This window comes from Mesorhizobium sp. L103C119B0, from assembly GCF_000502235.1.
Lineage (GTDB): Bacteria > Pseudomonadota > Alphaproteobacteria > Rhizobiales > Rhizobiaceae > Mesorhizobium.
The window spans coordinates 1-18,693 of the sequence record NZ_AYXE01000019.1 but is presented as its reverse complement, the minus strand read 5'-3'; the positions used below and the strand labels follow the sequence as shown (position 1 = coordinate 18,693).

Genomic DNA, 18,693 nt, shown 5'->3' with positions numbered 1-18,693 from the left:
GCCTCCCGGAAGCCGGGAGGCAGTGAACGCCTGTGGCCGCTTGTCCGCGGGAGACCTGAAACGTTTCGACGTCCCTGTGCCGCCCTATGGCGGGCCAGATGGAAAGAGGTAATCACCCATGCCGCAGTCGGCTGAAAAAGTTCTCGACCACGCGCCCCTGTTCCGCGAGCCGGAATACAGGCAGATGCTCGCCGAGAAGAGGCTGAATTTCGAATGTCCGCACCCGGACCAGGTCGTTACCGACCAACGCGAATTCACCAAGACGTGGGAATACCGCGAAAAGAACCTTGCTCGCGAAGCCCTGGTCGTGAACCCCGCCAAGGCCTGCCAGCCGCTCGGCGCGGTGTTCGCGGCCGCAGGCTTCGAGCGAACCATGTCCTTCGTCCATGGCAGCCAGGGCTGCGTGGCATATTACCGCTCGCACCTGTCGCGCCATTTCAAGGAGCCTGCTTCGGCGGTTTCCTCCTCGATGACCGAGGACGCGGCAGTGTTCGGCGGCCTGAAGAACCTTGTCGATGGGCTCGCCAACACGTACCAACTCTACGACCCGAAGATGATCGCCGTCTCGACCACTTGTATGGCGGAGGTCATTGGCGACGATCTGCACAGCTTCATCGAGAACGCCAAGGACGAAGGCTCGGTCCCGCGCGACTTCGACGTGCCTTTCGCCCACACGCCGGCCTTCGTCGGCAGCCATGTCGACGGCTATGACGTTACGGTCAAGGGCATTTTGGAGCATTTCTGGAAAGGGGAGGAGCGAACGGAAGCCGAGGGGACCATCAACGTCATTCCGGGCTTCGACGGATTCTGTGTCGGCAACAACCGGGAACTCAAGCGCCTGCTCGACCTGATAGGCGTATCCTACACCTTCATCCAAGACGCCTCTGACCAATTCGACACGCCGTCCGACGGCGAATACCGCATGTATGACGGCGGCACGAAGATCGAAGACGTGAGGAAGGCACTCAACGCCGAGGCGACGCTGTCGCTGCAGCATTACAACACCCGAAAAACACTGGAGTATTGCGAGGGGGTGGGGCAGGCGACGTCCTCGTTCCATTACCCGCTCGGAGTCCAGGCAACCGACGACTTCCTCGTGGAGGTCTCCGCGATTTCCGGCAAGCAAATCCCCGAGGCAATCCGCCTGGAGCGCGGCCGACTTGTCGACGCCATGGCCGACAGCCAATCCTGGCTGCACGGTAAGAAATACGCCGTCTACGGCGATCCGGACTTTGTCTACGCCATGGCCCGCTTCATCATGGAGACGGGCGGCGAGCCGAGCCATTGCCTCGCCACCAACGGCACCTCGGCGTGGGCAGCGGAGTTGAAGGAGCTGCTTGCATCATCGCCCTTCGGCAAGGGTGCTCAAGTCTGGGCGGGCAAGGACCTCTGGGCATTGCGCTCGCTGCTCTTCACCGAGCCGGTGGACCTGCTGATCGGCAACTCCTATGGCAAGTATCTGGAGCGCGACACGGGCACGCCGCTGATCCGGCTGACGTTTCCGATCTTCGATCGCCACCATCACCATCGCTTTGCCCTTATGGGCTACCAGGGCGGGCTGCGCGTCCTGACGACGATCCTCGACAAGATCTTCGACAAGCTCGATCGCGAGACAAGCGAGACGGGCGTGACGGACTATTCGTATGACCTCACCCGCTAAGCGTGACGGTCGGCTTCGGCCGGTCGTCTTCCCGAGGGACTTTGGAGACCGACGCAATGTCCTTGCTCAGAGCCAAAATCCAGGATGTCTTCAACGAGCCTGGCTGCGAAAAGAACCGCGGCAAAGATGCCAAGGCGCGCAAGGAGGGCTGTTCGAAGCCACTGACCCCCGGGGCGGCGGCCGGCGGCTGTGCCTTCGATGGCGCCAAGATCGTGCTGCAGCCGATCACCGACGTTGCACACCTGGTCCATGGGCCGCTCGCCTGCGAGGGCAATTCCTGGGACAACCGCGGTACGGCTTCGTCCGGGCCAACCCTGTGGCGCACAAGCTTCACGACCGACCTCACTGAACTCGATGTTGTCATGGGGCAGGGCGAACGGAAGCTCTTCAAAGCGATCCGCGAGATCAAGGAAGCGTATGGGCCGCCGGCCATTTTCGTCTATCCGACCTGCGTGACGGCGTTCATCGGCGACGATATCGAGGCCGTCTGCAAGCGCGCGGCGGAAAAGTTCGGCTTGGCCGTTGTGCCGGTCAATGCGCCGGGCTTCGTCGGCTCCAAGAATCTCGGCAACAAGCTTGCCGGCGAGGCGTTGCTCGAGCATGTCATCGGCACGGCCGAGCCCGACGATGCCGGCCCTTACGACATCAACATCCTTGGCGAATTCAACCTCTCGGGCGAATTCTGGCTGGTGAAGCCGCTCCTTGATAGGCTCGGCATCCGGGTGCGCGCCTGCGTTCCGGGCGACGCACGTTACCTCGACATTGCTTCCGCGCACCGCGCCCGGGCGGCCATGGTCGTGTGCTCGACCGCGCTCATCAATCTGGCCCGCAAGATGGAGCAGCGCTGGGGCATCCCGTTTTTCGAGGGCTCCTTCTACGGCATCGCCGACACCTCTGAAGCGCTCCGACAGATATCTCAGCTGCTCGTGAAGAAGGGCGCCGATCCGGAGATCCTCGGCCGCACCGAGGTATTGATTGCCGAGGAAGAGGCGATCGCTTGGAAGAAGCTAGCCGCCTACCGGCCGAGGCTCGCAGGCAAGCGCGTGCTGCTCAACACCGGCGGCGTGAAGTCCTGGTCGGTCGTCCATGCGCTGATGGAGATCGGCATCGAGATCGTCGGAACCTCTGTCAAGAAGTCGACCGTCGAAGACAAGGCGCGCATCAAGCAGATCCTCAAGGACGACAACCACATATTTGAGCAGATGGCGCCGCGCGAGCTCTACGCCATGCTCTCAGAACGCAAGGCGGATATCCTGCTGTCGGGCGGGCGCACGCAATTCATCGCGCTGAAGGCCAAGACACCCTGGCTCGATATCAACCAGGAGCGCCAACACCCTTACGCCGGCTATGACGGCATGGTGGAACTCGTACGCCAGATCGACATCGCCATTCACAATCCGATCTGGGCGCAGGTGCGGGAGCCGGCACCATGGGATTGCCAGCCTACGGTGAGGGAGGAACGGCCGCGCACGAGAAGCGATACCGTGACCTTGCATGCTGTCCAGGAATTCTCTGGCACGACGGCCGGCGATTTCGGCGAGTGTTGAGGAAGCCAATGGGCCGGATCCTTCCCCAGACCAAAGCGGCGGCGGTCAATCCGCTGAAGTCATCGCAGCCATTAGGTGCCGCCTTGGCCTTTCTTGGCGTCGACGGCGCGATGCCGTTGTTCCACGGCAGCCAGGGGTGCACCAGCTTCGCGCTCGTGCTCTTGGTGCGACATTTCAAGGAAGCCATTCCCTTGCAGACAACGGCGATGGATGAGGTGGCGACGATCCTTGGCGGGGCGGACCATCTGGAACAGGCGATCCTCAACCTCAAGGCCCGCACAAAGCCAACGCTGATCGGGGTTTGCACGACCGCGCTGGTGGAAACCCGGGGCGAAGACTGCGCAGGGGATGTCGCCAATATCAGGCTGAAGCGCATGGAAGAACTCGCAGGTACGGAGGTGGTGCTAGCCAACACACCGGATTTCGAGGGCGCGATCGAAGAGGGCTGGACCAAGGCTGTCACCGCTATGATCGAAGGGATTACGCGGCCCGGCGAGCAGGCGCGGCAGTCGAAGAAGATCGTGATCCTGCCTGGCTGGAACCTGACTGTGGCTGACATCGAGCATTTGCGTGAGATGGTTGAAAGCTTTGGACTGAAGCCGGTGATTCTGCCGGACATCTCCGGCTCGCTCGACGGTACGGTGCCCGACCGCTGGGTCACGACCACCTATGGCGGCACCAGTGTCGAGGATATCCGTGAGCTTGGCACGGCCGAGCAATGCATCGTCATCGGTGAGCATATGCGCCGCCCGGCCGAGCTGCTGCAGAGATTGACCGGCGTGCCTTACGTGCTGTTCCGGTCGCTGACTGGATTGAAGGACGCCGACCGGTTCGTCTCGCTGCTGTCCGCGGTTTCGGGCGCGGCAGCGCCGGCTGGGGTGCGCCGTCGCCGGGCGCAGTTGCAGGACGCGTTGCTCGACGGACATTTCCACTTTGGAGGCAAGAAAATTGCGATCGCTGCTGAACCAGACCAACTCTACCAACTCGCGACCTTCTTCACCGGCATGGGCTCCGAAATCGCGGCGGCGGTCACAACGGCCGCTATGTCGAAAATTCTGGAGGAAGTACCGGCGCAGTCGGTTCAGGTCGGCGATCTCGGCGATTTGGAAGCTCTTGGCGCCGGTGCTGATCTTTTCGTTACTCATTCCCACGGCCGCCAGGCGGCGCAGCGCCTCGGCATTCCGCTCATGCGGGTCGGCTTCCCGATCTTCGACCGGCTCGGCAGCCAGCACAAGCTCACAATCCTCTACCAGGGGACCCGCGACCTGATCTTCGAGGTCGCCAACATTTTTGAAGCCAACCGGCACGCGCCGACGCCTGAGGCGCTTGATCCATTCCGTAAGCGAGAAATGCCAGATGCGCTCCGTTCGTCGCCTCTCGCTCGTCACTGACGAGGTTCACGCACCGAAGCCGGAACGCCAAGCCGGCGCATTGCGCGTGGCCATCGCCACGCAGGACATGAAGAACCTCAACGCCCATTTCGGTTCGGCCAGGCGCTTTGCTGTTTACGACGTGACGCGTGAGGAGTGGAATCTCGTCGAGGCCGTGGCCTTCGATGGCGTTTCCGACGAGAGCGGAAAGCATGTAACTGAGGGGGGCGACCGCATCACGCCGAAGGTGGAGGCGCTGAAGGGCTGTCATCTCCTGTTTTGTCTGGCGATCGGCGGACCTTCGGCAGCCAAACTTGTTTCGGCAAAAATTCATCCGATCAAAGTGCCGCACCCCGAAACCATCCAAGAGGTGCTCTTGCGCACGCAGATGATGCTCAGGACGTGTCCTCCCCCTTGGCTGCGCAAGGTGCTGGCGCAGGCAGGTGTCGCCGAACAGAAACCGTCCTTCGAGGACGAAAGCTGAAATGAGGAGTGGGCGAAATGTTTGAAGCCGCTGTTAGCCCTGCCGCCACCGAGGATGAGGCGGCCCTTGCCACCCCGTTCGTCAAATGCCTCGTGCGGCTGATCCGTGCCAATGATTCCCACGGGTCATGGGAAGGCAAATCGGACGCCGAGCTGCTGGGCGACTTCATCATCACCAGAGAACAGCGCCGTGCGATCCCGATCATCGGCGATCCCGATCCGGACGTGCTGTGGAGGCTCGATAAGTTCTACACCGCCGTCGGGCTTGCGATTGAGGAGCGCTCCGGCCTGATGGCATCGCCGATGATGGAGATAAGCCACGAGGGCTTCGGGCGCGTGCTCTTCACCGCCGGGCGACTGGTCGTTCTGTCCAAGACCCTGCGCGACGTCCATCGGTTCGGCTTCGAGACGTTCTGGAAACTCGCTGCGCTCGGTACCCAACTGGCCGGCGATGCCACCGCAGCCATTGAGGCTTATCCCGAGGTGGCGCGGGCGTGATGGAACCGATTTTGGATCAAGGGGATCATGTCAGGCCTTGAGGACATGCCGTGGCCAGCCCACTCAACCGAGGCGGTCGATGCCGATGTGGTTCTTGGGGTAGCGCTGATGAAGCCACTGGTCCTGATCTGTTCGCAAGATGCTGAGTTGTATCTGTTCCTCAGCCACATTCTGGGAGTGGACGGCTTTACGAGTGAGCCGGCAGGCGGGGTGAAGGAAGCACTTGCATTGGCCGATGAACGGGAGCTCCAGGCGGTAGTGCTGGACTGCGGGCCAGCAAGCGCGACAGGCTCTACAATCTGCGCCCGGCTCAAGGGGGAGCCCCGGACCGGCGGCCTGCCCGTTATTGCCCTGATCGCGCCTGGCGCCGAGAACCAGCACCTCGATCTCTGGAAGGCAGGCATTGACGAGAGCTTTGTGCGGCCCTTCGCGCCGGCCAAGCTGCTTGACTGTCTACGGATGAAGCTGGCGCTGCCAAAGCCGGGTTCAAACGGGATCGAAAACGGCAGCTGGCTCTGTTGCGGCAGCCTTGAGATGAAGCTCGATGCTCACCGGGTTCGAGGTAATGGCCACGACATCCATCTCGGACCTCTCGAATTCAACCTGCTGCGGCAATTTCTTGAGGCTCCCGGCAAGGTATTCAGCCGAGACGAGCTGATCGACGCGGCCTGGCCGGACAATATCCATATCGGTGAACGCACTGTCGACGTCCATATCAGCCGGATCAGAAAGGCGCTGAAGGCGGCCTCGCCAGGGAGCGTCATTCGTACTGTCAGGTCTGCCGGCTACTCGCTCGAGAAGCCGGACGACTGAATAGCGAACGGCAGTGTGCCACTCTCCATCTTCGTTCTGCTGAAGGGAATTCTTACGGCTTCGAAACGCGCTACGGGCCCGACATCTCAGGGGGAAGCAGCCAAAATGGCCTTCAAGAAAATACTCAGTGTGACGGGAGCTGACCATTCCGATCAGGACGTCGCAATAGCTGCTCGCTTATGCGCCGAGGTCGGCGCGTATCTTTCCGTACTAATTATATCGCCTCCGCCGCTCCTGATGTCGCCTCCGCTTATTGGGTCCCCTCCGCCGTTGGGCGGTGGCATCCCCGAGTGGCCTAGACATCGCGCACACCACATTGCCGCACCGGAAAAACGGTACAGGCAAATCGAGAGATTTTCACAGGACACGGCCAGTCTGGAAAAAAGGTCCAGGGAAATTCACAAACTGCTGAGAGCCACGTGGCGGTGCTATGATGTCGATATTGCCAACTGCGATCAGGCCAGCGTCGGTGACGCGGTGCGACAGCGGGCGCTTTGCAATGACCTGACAATCGTCGGGCCCGCACTTCTCAACGACATTAACCTGGGACCCCTAGTTATCAACGGCAGCCTGTTCGACACCGGAAAGCCGGTGCTTGTCGTGCCGGAGGGCGCTGAGGCGACTCTGTCGCCGCGGCGCGTGCTGGTCGGCTGGGATTCACGAGTCGAGGCGTCCCGTTCGGTTCGCGAAGCGCTGCATCTGCTAGCCGGTGCTGAGGAAGTTCGCGTCGCACTAGTCGATCCGGAGGCGACCTGCATCGGAAACGGCGCCAAGCCGGGAGCAGACATCGCTGCCTATCTCACTCGGCACGGTGCTAGGGTGTCGATTGAGCTGCTGGCGAGCGCCGGAAAATCGGCAGCCACGGTGCTCGCACAGCACGCAATCGACACGTCTGCCGACATGATAGTCATGGGCGCTTATGGCAATCGCCGGCTGCGTGAGCGGCTCTTCGGCGGCGTGACGAGATGGATAGTTGGGAAGCCGGCATTGCCGTTGTTTTTGGCTCGCTGACGGATTCCAAAGCAGCACCGACGCTGTTTGACGCTCTACTTCCCTGGATCACCTATCCTGATGCCAAGTCGGAGAAAGGTCGCGGCAAACGCGCAACTTTCGCGGAGTTCCTCGGAGCCAATCTGCACGCGCCCTCACCGAGAACCTTTCGGATGTCTCTAACGCGCGCTCGGGGGTTCTGCTCGCCCGAGTTGGTCCGTAATGCGGAGACCAATGGCCGGGCAGAGGTATGGGCAGTCCTCAATGCAGCCCACACCATAGCATCGCAGGTCGGCGTCAGGTCAAAGAGAGTCGTTTCAGCGCGGCAGGCCGCGTTCGGACCCGTAGCGGCAGCGCATGGGCGCTATCCCGATCTCCTCAATTTTGGCCGGGAGCTGAACAACGCGATGACCGTGCCGTGGCCGGGGCCCGTCAACTTCGAGTAAGGACCGGTCGGGCTCTTGCCGGAGTCGGCGGCAATTGATGGCATCAATCACGTTGTCATCGCGTGGGATGGTAGCCGGGTTAGCAGCGAGGACGGCCGCGTCTTCAGTGCTTTCATTCTGTCCGGCCCGGCCCGCGTGGCGACCGAGCGGCCTTGAGGCCGGTCAATTCCCACAACGCTCACATTCGCACCAGGCGGTCCCTGTTGGACCTGTGCACGGGAATATAGAACAAAAAAGCAGGAAGCCGGGAGAGTTCACCGGCCTGGCACATGCCGGCACACATCCCGGCTCTCTTCGCCACGATCATCATCGTCAATCTGGCGTTATTCGCGACCCGCAGCCGGACATGACCGGCTTCCTCGTGAAACTTCTGCGTTGCGAGCCAGGAAAGCGCAAAGCGGAAGAGGTAGGGCAGGGGCGATGCTCGGGTGGAGCGGCCCCTGCAATCGCAATGGCGTTCCGCTTCCAGCTGAGCGACCGAAACGGCAAGAAGCTCAAGCAAGGCTTGAGGCGGACGATGATCACGAGCCTGGCGGTAGCCAACGCAGTCATGATGTCCATCTGCTCGTCCCTCGGCCAGAATATAAGTCGAGTCGTCCGTGGCCACGCTTCTCTGGCGACGCGAAGCGCCTGATGCGTGTCCAAGACCTGACAGTGGCAGAAAACATGTCGCGTTCAATACAACCGGCTATCTTGGGCACTCCAAAGTTGTCTAAGTATAATCAAGATTTTACTGCCCGCTGAGCGCGCTGGCACGGCCTTTGCGAATTGAGATGCGGCAACACTGAGGGAAGGCTGGCTGCACGCAGACGCGCGCGACGAGCGATGCTCTCCTTTCCCTGCCCGTGTGCCCCTCTCTAAGAGGGAAACAAGCTCGCGCATAAAGTCGCGCAACCTCTGGCCATAGCTTTGGAGAGCAACATGGTATTGCAAATGGAGTCACCGGCTCCTTCGATCAAAGTGGAGAACTGGCTGCGTGGCGAGCCCCTCACGAACTTCCAGCCCGGCAAAGTGTATATCGTCGAATTTTGGGCAACTTGGTGCGGACCATGTGTGTCGGCGATGCCCCATCTGATGCAGCTCCAGGAGAAATACAGGGACAGCGGACTTGAGGTCGTCGGGATCGCGGCTGATGAAGACGCTCCAACGGCCGTCGAGGCCCGAACCAAGTTGGACGCGTGGTTGACCGAAAAGTGCTCGAATCTGAACTATCGGATGGCGTTCGACTACACAGGCGAAATGAACAAGCTTTGGATGGAACCCAGCTTTTCTGTCGCGATTCCGACCTCGTTCGTGGTCGACCGAGACGGCCACATCGCCTTTATCGGTCTTCCGACGGAACTCGATGAGGTTTTGCCGAAAGTGCATAACGGCAGCTGGCGCACCAGCGATCAAGCGAAATCCGCCGATACGGAGCGGATCGCCAAAAACGAACGCATGGCGCGCGAACAAGCGTTGAAGAAGCCGATCGATGACAGATTTTGGGCGGCGGTGAAGACAGAGGATTGGAAGACGGCGCTCTCGGCGATCGAAGAGGGCATTGCCTTGTTGCCGGACAACCTCAATTTCCGCCTGGCTCATGCGACTCTGGTGCTTCACAAAATACACGACATGTGGACCGGCTTGCCCCTCATGCACCAATTGGTTCGCGACGCGATCGACAGAAACTCCGAGGACTGGATGATCGCGGCGCTAAACCAACTCTTCCATCCGAACCTTGACCATTCGCGCTTTCCGTCTCCTGAGCGCTTCGCGATAGGCAAAGAGCTGTCCGAACACGTGCTGGCACTGAATCCCCCGCAAGGCGACAGCCCAAAGTTCTGGTCTTATCCGGCGGTCGCTCGGTATTATCATGAGAGCGGCAACAAAAATCGCGCGATCGAGTTGGTCGAGCTGGCACTGAAGTCGCTGGACGGTCCGGAGCCTATCCCTGACGAACTGAAAGAGCACCTTCTACCGGAGTTGCTACAGGCCTTGGCCAACTACAAGGATGAGAAGGTTTGTCACGGCGCTCTCTGCGCGGCACCGCAAAAGAATTTCTTGCCGAAGGTGTCAAAGCGCCGCCCGTAAAAGGGGGTGACGGTTGGAATGTGTACTGGCCAATTCGTCCATTTCCCTGGCGCGGCCGCAGCAAGTCGGTTCCATGCAGCACAGTGTGGATCGCTTGCAGCGGGTTCGAGGCTCCAATCTTGCGATGACCTCCGGCCGCATCGCGGCGGAAGCGATGCTCGACGCGAATTCCGGCCGGGGTGGAAGACCTCGCAGTCGAGGACGTGTCCAAGGTCGGCCACTGGGACATCCATTGCGTGGAATCGGCCGCCCCGAGCCGGGCGCCGGCTGCGCAAGTGTGGCCGAAGTAGGCGTCCCCGAAAAAAGAAATCGTCCTTCGAGGAAGAGGACTGGCATGAGGAGAAGAACGAAATGTCTGAAGCCGCGGTCAGCCCTGCTGTCAACGAGGACGCGGCGGCCCTTGCCACCCCGTTCGTCAAATGCCTCGTGCGGCTGATCCCGTGCTCAGGAGTCCTACGGCTCATGGGAAGGCAAATCGGACGCCGAGCTGCTGGCGGACTTCATCGTCACCAGAAAACAGCGCCGTGCGATCCCTGTCATCGGAGATCCCGATCCGGATGTGCTGTGGAGGCTCGACATGTTTTACACCGCCGTGGGGCTTGCGATCGAGGAGCGCTCCGGCCTGGTGACACCGCCAATGATTGAGATGAAACCCATGGGGGCTTCGGACGCCTGGTGTTCACGGCCGGGCGGTTGGTCGCTCTGTCGAGACATCCACAGGTTCGGCTTCGAGACGTTCAGGAAGCTCGCGGAGGCCGGTACGAAACTGGTCGACGATGCGACTGCAGCCATTGAAGCCTATCCCGGCGTGGCGCCGGCGTGATGAAACCGATTTCGAGGAAGGATCTATGTCAAAGCTAGATGAGATGGGGAAGAAAGTCCGAAAGCTTCAGCTGCGCGCGGCAGTTGCCAAGATGAAATTGCGCGACCTTGCAGAGGATCTCCCGCGAAAATGGACGGAGATAGAGGAAGTTGCCGAGGAAACGTCGGCCGTTTTTGCCGAGTTGGATGATGCCAAGAGAGAGCTCGCTGCAATGAAGATGTTACGATGAGGAGCACATTCACCACCCGCGACGGCTCCGGATGGATGCCGGAATATCTCACCGCTATAGACGGCACGACCTGCATCGGCTGCGGCCGCTGTTTCAAAGTCTGCTCTCGCGAGGTCATGCATCTTTATGGCGTCGATGACGCGGGTGAAATTCTCGGCGTCTGCGACGGCGATGACGACGATTTCGATGGCGAGCTCAATCGCATGATCATCGTCGTCGACCATGCCGGCCGCTGCATTGGCTGCGGAGCCTGCACCCGCGTCTGCCCGAAGAACTGCCAGACCCATATTGCGGCCGACAAGGTCGCTGCATGATCTGCGGACAAACCAGGAGAACGGCCGTTGCCCTTTAGAATCTTTTATCGCGTCCTGTGGCTGGTCCTATGCAGCAACGCTCTAACTGTCTACTTCGCTTCTCATTCCATCCGCGCAGTAGTCGTCACAACGCTGGCTTGTTCGCTGCTCCTCCAGGTCGCCTATTTCGCAAGCGTGCTCTTTCTGATCTGGCGGTCTAGCTGCGCTAGCAGAGCTGGCCAAATGGCTGAGCATTTCGGCAGTTGCGAGGACGTTGGATGCCAATCGCCAGATCATTATGAGGTGACGAGTGACTCGGCAGATTCGCTCCAAAATCTAATGCTAGCTATATCGCTGCTGCCCCCTTGAGGCGCGGCCGTGACAAGATCAGAGCTCGGATTTCCGCCACTTTCGTATCACGGATATTGGGCTGATCGTTCAAGAATAGGTACGCTTGAAATGGGCGGAGGTGACCGCATCCCGGGACATCTAATGGCGCGAGATGCAGCTATTTGGGTTCCGTAGGCATGGGAGCCGTCGCAGCACGCCGGCATGCGGGCTGCTTCGTCTCCGTGCGAGGCGCTGGAAATAATGATGAGCTCTTCTGCAACGTTGGAGGATGCAGCTAAACCCCAAATCCAACACGCCTTTTAGAATGACCCGTGCAGCTAATTTCAGCTCAACCACGTGTTGCCGGAGAGAACATGCTGGAAAAGTTCGAACGCTATCCGCTCACCTTTGGACCCACGCCCATCGAGAAGCTCGACCGCCTCGGCAGGCATCTAGGGGGAAAGGTGGAGGCGTTGCGGTGTCGCGTGAGCACCCGCGCGCCAAGACCGATCGTCTCGATACCGCAAGCCAGTGCTAATCGGAAATCTCGCGGTGGCTCAGCGGTTTTAAGCGGCAACCTCGGCCCGTGCTACCTACCCAGGATGATAGTGCCATCACTGGCCGTTTACTCGCCCAACCGAGTACGAGTAGAAACAGAGCAGTTGCAATCATGTCCAGTGCGTGCCAACTCCCCGCTCTGGCAGAGCGTGCGATTCCGAAAAGCCTGAACAAACCCTCCGTCCCACAATTGCCTACAGAGGGGAAAAGACAGGCGCGATCGCGGTTCAGATGCCTGAAATTTTCGTAAGAATGCGCGTTTCGTGCCCGTCGTGACGACGTCTTTTGGACGACGTTTTTTACAATTCGATAATTCCCAGGTGTACAGCTTTTATGGCAGCGACCGTTCTGCTAGCGACATTCAATTTCTGCATTACGTTTTTAATGTGAAAATTGGCAGTATTTACAGATATACCTAAAATCTTTCCTATTTCCCACGACGATTTACCTCTTGCTGCCCATAAAATACACTCAATTTCTCTTGGAGAAAGCTTAGGAACCTCCTGGAAGCCGCTCGAGCTCTTAAACTTCGCGACCCTTAAGTGGAAATGAAACGCGGCAAGTTGCAAGTAGGTGACTGTTCTATTTTGGAATTCGCGGTTCCAGGGTTGAGCAAAGCTCATGATCGCGAAGCTGCCATGGGGGCCGTGCAATGGAACGCTGATGCCTGACCTTAAGCCGAACGTCGCAGCCTCATCGAAAACGCGCCGTTCGTCTTCAGTCGTGCCTGTGTCTTTGTACACGTCACTCCATCGAAAGGGGCCCGCCCGCTTTCGACTGGTCTTGATGATAGGATCTATCCTATCATAACCCATTTCGAAGTAGCGCTCCTGCCATTCATCAGGATAATTCAGCATGACCGCCGGACCGCGTCGAAGCGGCTTGAAAAATCTTTGGTCGGGTGTAAGAGAGCTATAGGCGATCCACGGGCAATCAAAATTCAGGGCAAAAGCAGATAACAGGTCGAACAACTGCTCGGATTGAGCAACAGCATCAGTCTGGTCGAGAAATCGGCCGAACGCGACTGCAAACGCCTCCTTAGCTGCCTTCGGTAAATGCATCGACGAAGCGAAAGAAAATTGGTCGGACACTCTGGTTGCCAGCCCGCCAGGTTGAGAGACCGCAGTCATTCGCGGGCGCTCCATGGTCTCTCCTCCGCAGCCAGCGCTGGATGTTTTCACTGATGCACAGGTGCACAAAGCCGGCTTTAAGGCTGCGGCTCTGCGGGCCGTCATCGCCAAAGCTCTATCACATCACCGCAACACACAAAGCTATTTTAAGTTAAGTGTTGGTTGCGCTAGTTTTTCTGAATATGTAACATCGCAACGAACGTTTAATGTCTCCAATGTCTCATCAGTTGACTTCGATGCTTGTATGACGACTGCTGGTTCACCAGACCGCCTCAATTAGCCGGCGTGCCATCGTCCTGCCTCAAACAAGAATACAAACGCAGACCGACCTCACATCGGCATGCGCGAATAGACGTCCGGATGCGGCTGATGCATAGCTGTCTGTTGCGGCTGATCCAGGCAAAGAAGCGTTCCACAGACCCCCGTACAATGTTGCCAAATGTGGCTTTGAGTGGTCGGTATGCGTCGAGCGTCCAAGCCGTAGGTGGCAGCTTGTTGAGACCTGTCGTGGTCGGGATGCGAGTCGATTTGTCGCGGGCGAATCAGGGCCACCACAGGATTTAATGCGCCATCGACGGCCCGGCTGTGAGCCGGCCTATGGAGGCGCACATGGTCCGGCGCATGGATCGCCCTGTGCTGCGCGTGCACGTGTCGTTCGAAGCGACAAGAACCGGCCCCCAACATCTGCTCGAGGCCTATGCTCGGCTTGTGCCGACCATCCGGCGCACGAGCCAGCGGCCAGCACGTCGCACGGGCCTGTCATCGAAGGTGACGGGCGTGACAGCGAGATCGGGAGGTGAGCAATGACCGAGGCGCGATGTGCACTTTATGCGCGGGTGTCGAGCGAGGCCCAGACGCGCGACAACACGATTGCCAGTCAGGTCACTGCGTTGCACGAACGCATTGCCGCCGATGGCTTCGTGCTTGAGCCAGGTTACAGCTATCAGGATGACGGTTACAGCGGTTCGATCCTGCTTCGCCCGGCGTTGGAGCGGCTGAGGGATGCGGTTGCCAGTGGCCACGTCGCGTCTCTACGTCCATGCTCCCGATCGGCTCGCCCGCCGCTACGCTCATCAGGCGCTGCTGATGGGCGAGTTCCGTCGTTCCGGTGTGGAGATGGTGTTCCTGAACCGCCCCATCGGCGGCACCGCTGAAGATGATCTGCTGCTCCAGGTTCTTTGATGATGCCGGCTGCCCCGTCGCACACGACGAGCAGCGGATCGCCGAGCCCGCGGCCGCGCATGTCCTGGAAGAAGGCGCTCACCGTCTGGGCGTCCTGCTTGGAACCCGCCATCAGATGCAGAAGCACTTTGGCGCCAGATGCCGTAAAACCCCAGGCGGCCAGCACCGGCTCGCGCTTCTGCCTGGGGCGGATGCGTTCGGCGATGCCGTCGACGAACAGATAGGCGATCTCATATTCGCCAAGATCGCGCGTGGCGAATTCCTGGTAGTCTGCCCATAGCCGCTCGCCGATCTCGCTGACCGCGGTCTTCGACAGGAGCAGCCGCCCTGTCTCGTCCCGGAAGGCGTCCTCGATGCCGCGCACCGAAAGACCGCGTGCCAGCAGTTCCACCGCCAGGTCCTCGAGCGCCTCCGTGCGTCCCTTCAGATGCTCGCGGATCTCCGGAACGAAACGGCTCGTCGCGGCCCGCCACCTGCGGGGCCGAGTATTCCACAAAGCCTTCCGCCGTCTTCAGGCGTCCGCTGCGCACGCCGTTGCGGTAACCATGGCCGGGCTCGGCGCCATGTTCGTAATAGTCCCGCCCGACCGCATCCCGGCTTTCCCCCTCCAGGGCTTCCTCCACGATCAGGCGGGTCGCAAGCTTCATCAGCTCCGAGCGACCCGCCGGTGTGGAAAGACGCCCTTCAATCAGGTCGGAAAGGGATTGGCGGGTGCGCATCGTTGCCGGTATTCTCGTCGTCATGGGGTGCATCCTTGCTGCCGGCGCCAACCGGCATGGGCTTCTGATTCCTCAGCAGAGGATGCACCCCGCCCTCAATTTCCAGCAAGTTTAGGACTTCACCCGTGCGAGCTGGCGGGCACCGCTCGCGCCTCTATCGCTACATCCCGCGGGATGCGAAGCGCTGGAGCCTGGACTTCGGTCTCCGACACACTGAACGATGGTCGTGGGTTCCGCGTCCGGTGGTCGTCGACAACTCAGCCGGGGATGCCTGCATACGATCGCTACAATTCGCTCTCGGGCGAGCGGGTCGCCCACGAGCTCGATTAGATCGCCGAGCGACGCGGCTACTGCTGATTTCCCGGCGCATTATTTGCGCGGGTGAGCAGCGAACTATAAGGCGAGCACTGTTTAGCCGTTCTCGACCCAAACGGTTCGCCAACCGGTCCAGGGTACATCCGTTCGTGGATCTGGCGCGCCAGGAAAATGGCGCGCTCATAATCGTCCTCCAAGTGGACGCGCAACACTGATAAATCGAGCTCTGTCACCGCGGTTTTTGATCCAATAAAGACCGAGCAAGTGCTCGTCATCTTGACCAACCGTACGGCAAAATCAACGTCGCTTATAATGCATATGCCGGTCCCGCAGTTGTCTTCCATGCAGATCGCGCTGATGTCGTGTTGATCAAGAAGCGCGCGGAGGTTGGCGCGTTCTGTAAGGCTGGCGCACGATATCACCGCTGCATCGCGAGCCACTGTGACGGAACGGGCGTTCCCATGGCCTGTTACGATCGTGCCCGTGACGGCTCCGTCGCAGGTGAGAGATTTGCAAACAATGGTGACCGCCTGCTTCTCGGCGTATTCCACTGCCCTGTGGTGCAGTACCTTTGCGCCATGTCGCGACATCTGTGCGATCGTCCCATAGTCGATCTGCGGAATTAGTAGTGCCCCTGGGACAAGATAAGGGTCTGCCGTATAGACGCCTGGAACATCCGAGTAGATTTCGCATGCGTGCTCTCCTAACATTGACGCAATTACGATAGCTGTCAAATCAGAGCTGTTTCTGCCCAGAAACGTTAACCTGCCGGACTGATCAATTGCTTGGGCGCCCGCGGCAATGGCAATGGGATGCTCCTGCAATGCTGCCATAATTGGCCTAGGGTCTACGCTTTCTATTGACGCGCGACCGAAGTTTGAATTCGTGCGTATTCCAAGGGAATAGCCGTTCAAAGACGTCACGGGAACTCCTAGCCGGCTGATGGCGGCCTCCAACAGGCAAGCACTGAGCATCTCACCGGTTGCAAGTGCCGCATCGAGGTTCGATGGTGATGCTTGCTTGTTGACGTCGAGCATGATTGCTTTCAGGTTGCCAGTTGTTCCCGACATCGCGCTGACCACGGCAACGATTTTGTTTTCGCCAGCCGCCAGTCGGTCGGCTATGTGCCCAGCAACTCGACGGTAGTCTTCAGGATGCATAAAGGAAGAGCCCCCGAATTTCAGAACGGTCGCGTTCATGTTCCACCAATCACGTTGTAAGTAGATGCAAGCTGGGCGATGGGGTGTATGGCCCGCAATGACCGCCCACAAACTATGCGGGGATGGGATTCTCAAAAACTACCAGGATCAGTAGGTGGGCAGCGATGGATGCACTCGCTGCGCCTCACGCTGAAAAACATCCAGGATACGGTGCTGTGTTTGGGAGGTGCATGGGGCGCCGTCGATCATGGCGTCGCATACGCGCTCGTTGCCATGGCCGATATTGGCGGCGACCGCGCCGGACGGCGCCGCACGTATGCGCGATCTCACGCCACGGCGCATGATTTAAGTGCGTCGCGGACGGAAAGAGACTCCAGTTCGAGGAGAGCTTCCTTCAGACGCACGGCTTTCGCCTCGCCGATAATGGGGCTTGTCAGAGTGAGGAACTTGGCTTCCACCTCCGACGGCCCAAAAGCCGGCCCGCCGGGCCCACANCTCACGCCACGGCGCATGATTTAAGTGCGTCGCGGACGGAAAGAGACTCCAGTTCGAGGAGAGCTTCCTTCAGACGCACGGCATTCGCTTCGCCGATAATGGGGCTTGTCAGAGTGAGGAACTTGGCTTCCACCTCCGACGGCCCAAAAGCCGGCCCGCCGGGGGCACCGGTCGGAATCTCGGCCTCGGCGGAGAGAGTTTCGCCACTCTCGAGGGTGACACTGACGCGAGCCGGCAGGCGCTTTTCCGCATAGAACTTCTCGTCGGCGCCGGCGAGTGTTGTGAGACTTATTCGCGACGCTGTTTCTTGGAGGTCTTTGTCCGCCAAGTCGTCTTCGCGCAGGCCCGTCGCGGACGACTTGTCGTGCAGTTCGAGAGCAAGCGCATAGGGGATATGGAACGCGGCCTCGACGGTCGATTGCGGCCAAGGGCCGTTGAAGTCGCGGACGAACTCGCTCACCGTTTCGACGTGAATGCCACTGATGTCGGCGCGGCCGAAACGGTGGCGGGCCAGCAAAGCGCGCAAGCAGTCAACCGCCGTGTGGATCCAGCGGCAGACGCCAAACGGCTTGAAGCCGGTCTCGAGGATGAAATAGCGCTCGCCCCACTGGTCGAGCATGTCCCGGGGTGCGAAGCGATCGGACCCAGCCATGGCCCAGAACCCGTCATCGCCGTCAAAGATGGTGCTATTGCCATGGAAACCGGCGCGTACAAGGTCGACCGCCGTGATGGCGCCCTTGTTCGCCCATCCGTAATTGTTCTTCAAAAGGCTCATCGGCCGCGAGTGGAACTTGCGCAGAAAGGGGAGTGGGGCATGCATTGGGGTCAGGCCATAGGCATCGACGATCTGCGTGGCGGTAAACCGGTACAACAGGCTTGCCGCGGTGCACGCGCCGAAGATTTGCCAAGTGGCGTAGCCCTTGACCTGGCGGTCGCGGTCCTCGCTGGGACGCATGGCGGTGCCAAGGCGCAGGGACATTTCGTAGCCGCCGACAATCGCTGTAATCAACTCCTTGCCGGAGCTGCCGACGTCTTCGGCGACCGCGAGAGCGGCTGGGATAATCGACGCGCCTGGATGGCCGAAGAGGATGTAGGAATCGTCGAGGCTCAACATGCTGACGCCATGCGCGTTGGCATGGGCCGCATTAGCGGGATGGAAGCGCAGCGACGTGCCGAAAACGGTGCTGGGGCCACCTGAATCGATGCGCGCCAGGTAGGGTGTCATCTGATGGGCCCCGCGCGTCGTGCTTCCCGCAATCATGCAGCCTACATGATCGAGGACGAGAAGCTTCGCCTTGTCGCGTACATGATCCGGCAGCTCGTCATATGTGAGGCTGGCGACCGTATTGGCGACGTCTTGTGTCAGCGACATGTTTTCGAACCCCAGTGAAGAATGCAAAGTGGATCTACCTGGCCTATGGGCCGCAGGCCCCCGCTCTTAGGGAAGGTGGTTAGTTCTGGATCCAGGCGTTGCAGCGGTTGATAAGCACTGCCTTATTTGCGTTGATCCCACTCGGCGTCCGGAACCACCATTTCGGAACCGATCTGCTCGGCGGTCGGCATGTTGGCACGCGCTTCCGCG

Annotated in this window: 18 protein-coding genes and 1 pseudogene; 14 read left to right on the top strand and 5 right to left on the bottom strand. The window is 59.9% G+C overall.

All coding sequences use genetic code 11. From position 1 onward, the window contains the following. The first annotated feature begins 118 nt into the window (after positions 1 to 118). From nifK to X728_RS1000000170530, 8 genes are all read left to right on the top strand, one after another. Positions 119 to 1,660 carry a nitrogenase molybdenum-iron protein subunit beta gene (nifK, locus tag X728_RS141685; RefSeq protein WP_023832705.1) on the top strand — a complete coding sequence of 514 codons (1,542 nt, stop codon included), beginning with the start codon at positions 119 to 121 and terminating at the stop codon, positions 1,658 to 1,660. A 56-nt stretch (positions 1,661 to 1,716) separates the two neighbouring features. After that, positions 1,717 to 3,207: a nitrogenase iron-molybdenum cofactor biosynthesis protein NifE gene (nifE, locus tag X728_RS141690; RefSeq protein ID WP_023832704.1), complete on the top strand. Its 1,491-nt coding sequence runs from the start codon at positions 1,717 to 1,719 to the stop codon at positions 3,205 to 3,207. Positions 3,208 to 3,215: 8 nt separating this feature from the next. Further along, complete coding sequence (nifN, locus tag X728_RS141695) at positions 3,216 to 4,598, top strand: nitrogenase iron-molybdenum cofactor biosynthesis protein NifN (protein ID WP_023832703.1); 1,383 nt, start codon at positions 3,216 to 3,218, stop codon at positions 4,596 to 4,598. Continuing rightward, on the top strand, positions 4,564 to 5,061 hold the full coding sequence (nifX, locus tag X728_RS141700; protein ID WP_023832702.1) for a nitrogen fixation protein NifX: 498 nt from the start codon (positions 4,564 to 4,566) through the stop codon (positions 5,059 to 5,061). Before nifN ends, nifX begins: the two co-directional genes overlap by 35 nt. 17 nt (positions 5,062 to 5,078) lie before the next feature. Next, positions 5,079 to 5,558 carry a NifX-associated nitrogen fixation protein gene (locus X728_RS141705; protein WP_023832701.1) on the top strand — a complete coding sequence of 160 codons (480 nt, stop codon included), beginning with the start codon at positions 5,079 to 5,081 and terminating at the stop codon, positions 5,556 to 5,558. Positions 5,559 to 5,585: 27 nt separating this feature from the next. Next, positions 5,586 to 6,371 carry a response regulator transcription factor gene (locus X728_RS141710; RefSeq protein WP_023832700.1) on the top strand — a complete coding sequence of 262 codons (786 nt, stop codon included), beginning with the start codon at positions 5,586 to 5,588 and terminating at the stop codon, positions 6,369 to 6,371. A 105-nt stretch (positions 6,372 to 6,476) separates the two neighbouring features. Further along, complete coding sequence (locus X728_RS141715; protein WP_023832699.1) at positions 6,477 to 7,382, top strand: universal stress protein; 906 nt, start codon at positions 6,477 to 6,479, stop codon at positions 7,380 to 7,382. Then, on the top strand, positions 7,337 to 7,807 hold the full coding sequence (locus X728_RS1000000170530; protein WP_155924028.1) for a hypothetical protein: 471 nt from the start codon (positions 7,337 to 7,339) through the stop codon (positions 7,805 to 7,807). The genes X728_RS141715 and X728_RS1000000170530 overlap by 46 nt, the downstream gene beginning before the upstream one ends. Before the next feature lie 178 nt (positions 7,808 to 7,985). On the opposite strand, the gene X728_RS1000000170525 is transcribed toward X728_RS1000000170530, so the two are convergent. Then, positions 7,986 to 8,414, bottom strand: coding sequence for a hypothetical protein (locus X728_RS1000000170525; protein ID WP_155924027.1), 429 nt, complete (start codon positions 8,412 to 8,414; stop codon positions 7,986 to 7,988). A gap of 314 nt (positions 8,415 to 8,728) precedes the next feature. Between X728_RS1000000170525 and X728_RS141725 the strand changes: the two genes are divergently transcribed. From X728_RS141725 to X728_RS1000000169460, 6 genes and pseudogenes are all read left to right on the top strand, one after another. Continuing rightward, positions 8,729 to 9,877, top strand: a complete 1,149-nt coding sequence (locus X728_RS141725) for a TlpA disulfide reductase family protein (RefSeq protein ID WP_031195847.1) — start codon at positions 8,729 to 8,731, stop codon at positions 9,875 to 9,877. A gap of 173 nt (positions 9,878 to 10,050) precedes the next feature. Next, positions 10,051 to 10,151: pseudogene (nifH, locus tag X728_RS1000000171790) on the top strand (nitrogenase reductase); the annotation flags it as partial. 213 nt (positions 10,152 to 10,364) lie between these two features. Continuing rightward, positions 10,365 to 10,700, top strand: coding sequence for a DUF269 domain-containing protein (locus X728_RS01000000167180; RefSeq protein WP_081732484.1), 336 nt, complete (start codon positions 10,365 to 10,367; stop codon positions 10,698 to 10,700). Between the two features lie 25 nt (positions 10,701 to 10,725). After that, the gene (locus tag X728_RS141730; RefSeq protein ID WP_023832693.1) at positions 10,726 to 10,929 is read left to right on the top strand and encodes a CCE_0567 family metalloprotein; all 204 of its coding nucleotides are present in this window, start codon (positions 10,726 to 10,728) and stop codon (positions 10,927 to 10,929) included. Continuing rightward, on the top strand, positions 10,926 to 11,243 hold the full coding sequence (fdxB, locus tag X728_RS141735; protein WP_031195846.1) for a ferredoxin III, nif-specific: 318 nt from the start codon (positions 10,926 to 10,928) through the stop codon (positions 11,241 to 11,243). Before X728_RS141730 ends, fdxB begins: the two co-directional genes overlap by 4 nt. A gap of 27 nt (positions 11,244 to 11,270) precedes the next feature. Continuing rightward, on the top strand, positions 11,271 to 11,591 hold the full coding sequence (locus X728_RS1000000169460) for an exopolysaccharide production repressor protein (RefSeq protein ID WP_081732483.1): 321 nt from the start codon (positions 11,271 to 11,273) through the stop codon (positions 11,589 to 11,591). A gap of 818 nt (positions 11,592 to 12,409) precedes the next feature. Here the strand turns inward: X728_RS1000000169460 and X728_RS141740 are convergent. From X728_RS141740 to X728_RS141760, 4 genes are all read right to left on the bottom strand, one after another. Next, on the bottom strand, positions 12,410 to 13,240 hold the full coding sequence (locus X728_RS141740; protein ID WP_245266208.1) for a LuxR family transcriptional regulator: 831 nt from the start codon (positions 13,238 to 13,240) through the stop codon (positions 12,410 to 12,412). 955 nt (positions 13,241 to 14,195) lie between these two features. Continuing rightward, the gene (locus X728_RS01000000167175; protein WP_050589961.1) at positions 14,196 to 14,918 is read right to left on the bottom strand and encodes a transposase; all 723 of its coding nucleotides are present in this window, start codon (positions 14,916 to 14,918) and stop codon (positions 14,196 to 14,198) included. A gap of 570 nt (positions 14,919 to 15,488) precedes the next feature. After that, positions 15,489 to 16,655, bottom strand: a complete 1,167-nt coding sequence (locus X728_RS141745; RefSeq protein WP_023832688.1) for a uridylate kinase — start codon at positions 16,653 to 16,655, stop codon at positions 15,489 to 15,491. A 457-nt stretch (positions 16,656 to 17,112) separates the two neighbouring features. Next, positions 17,113 to 18,483: an MmgE/PrpD family protein gene (locus X728_RS141760; protein ID WP_023832685.1), complete on the bottom strand. Its 1,371-nt coding sequence runs from the start codon at positions 18,481 to 18,483 to the stop codon at positions 17,113 to 17,115. Positions 18,484 to 18,693: the final 210 nt, after the last annotated feature.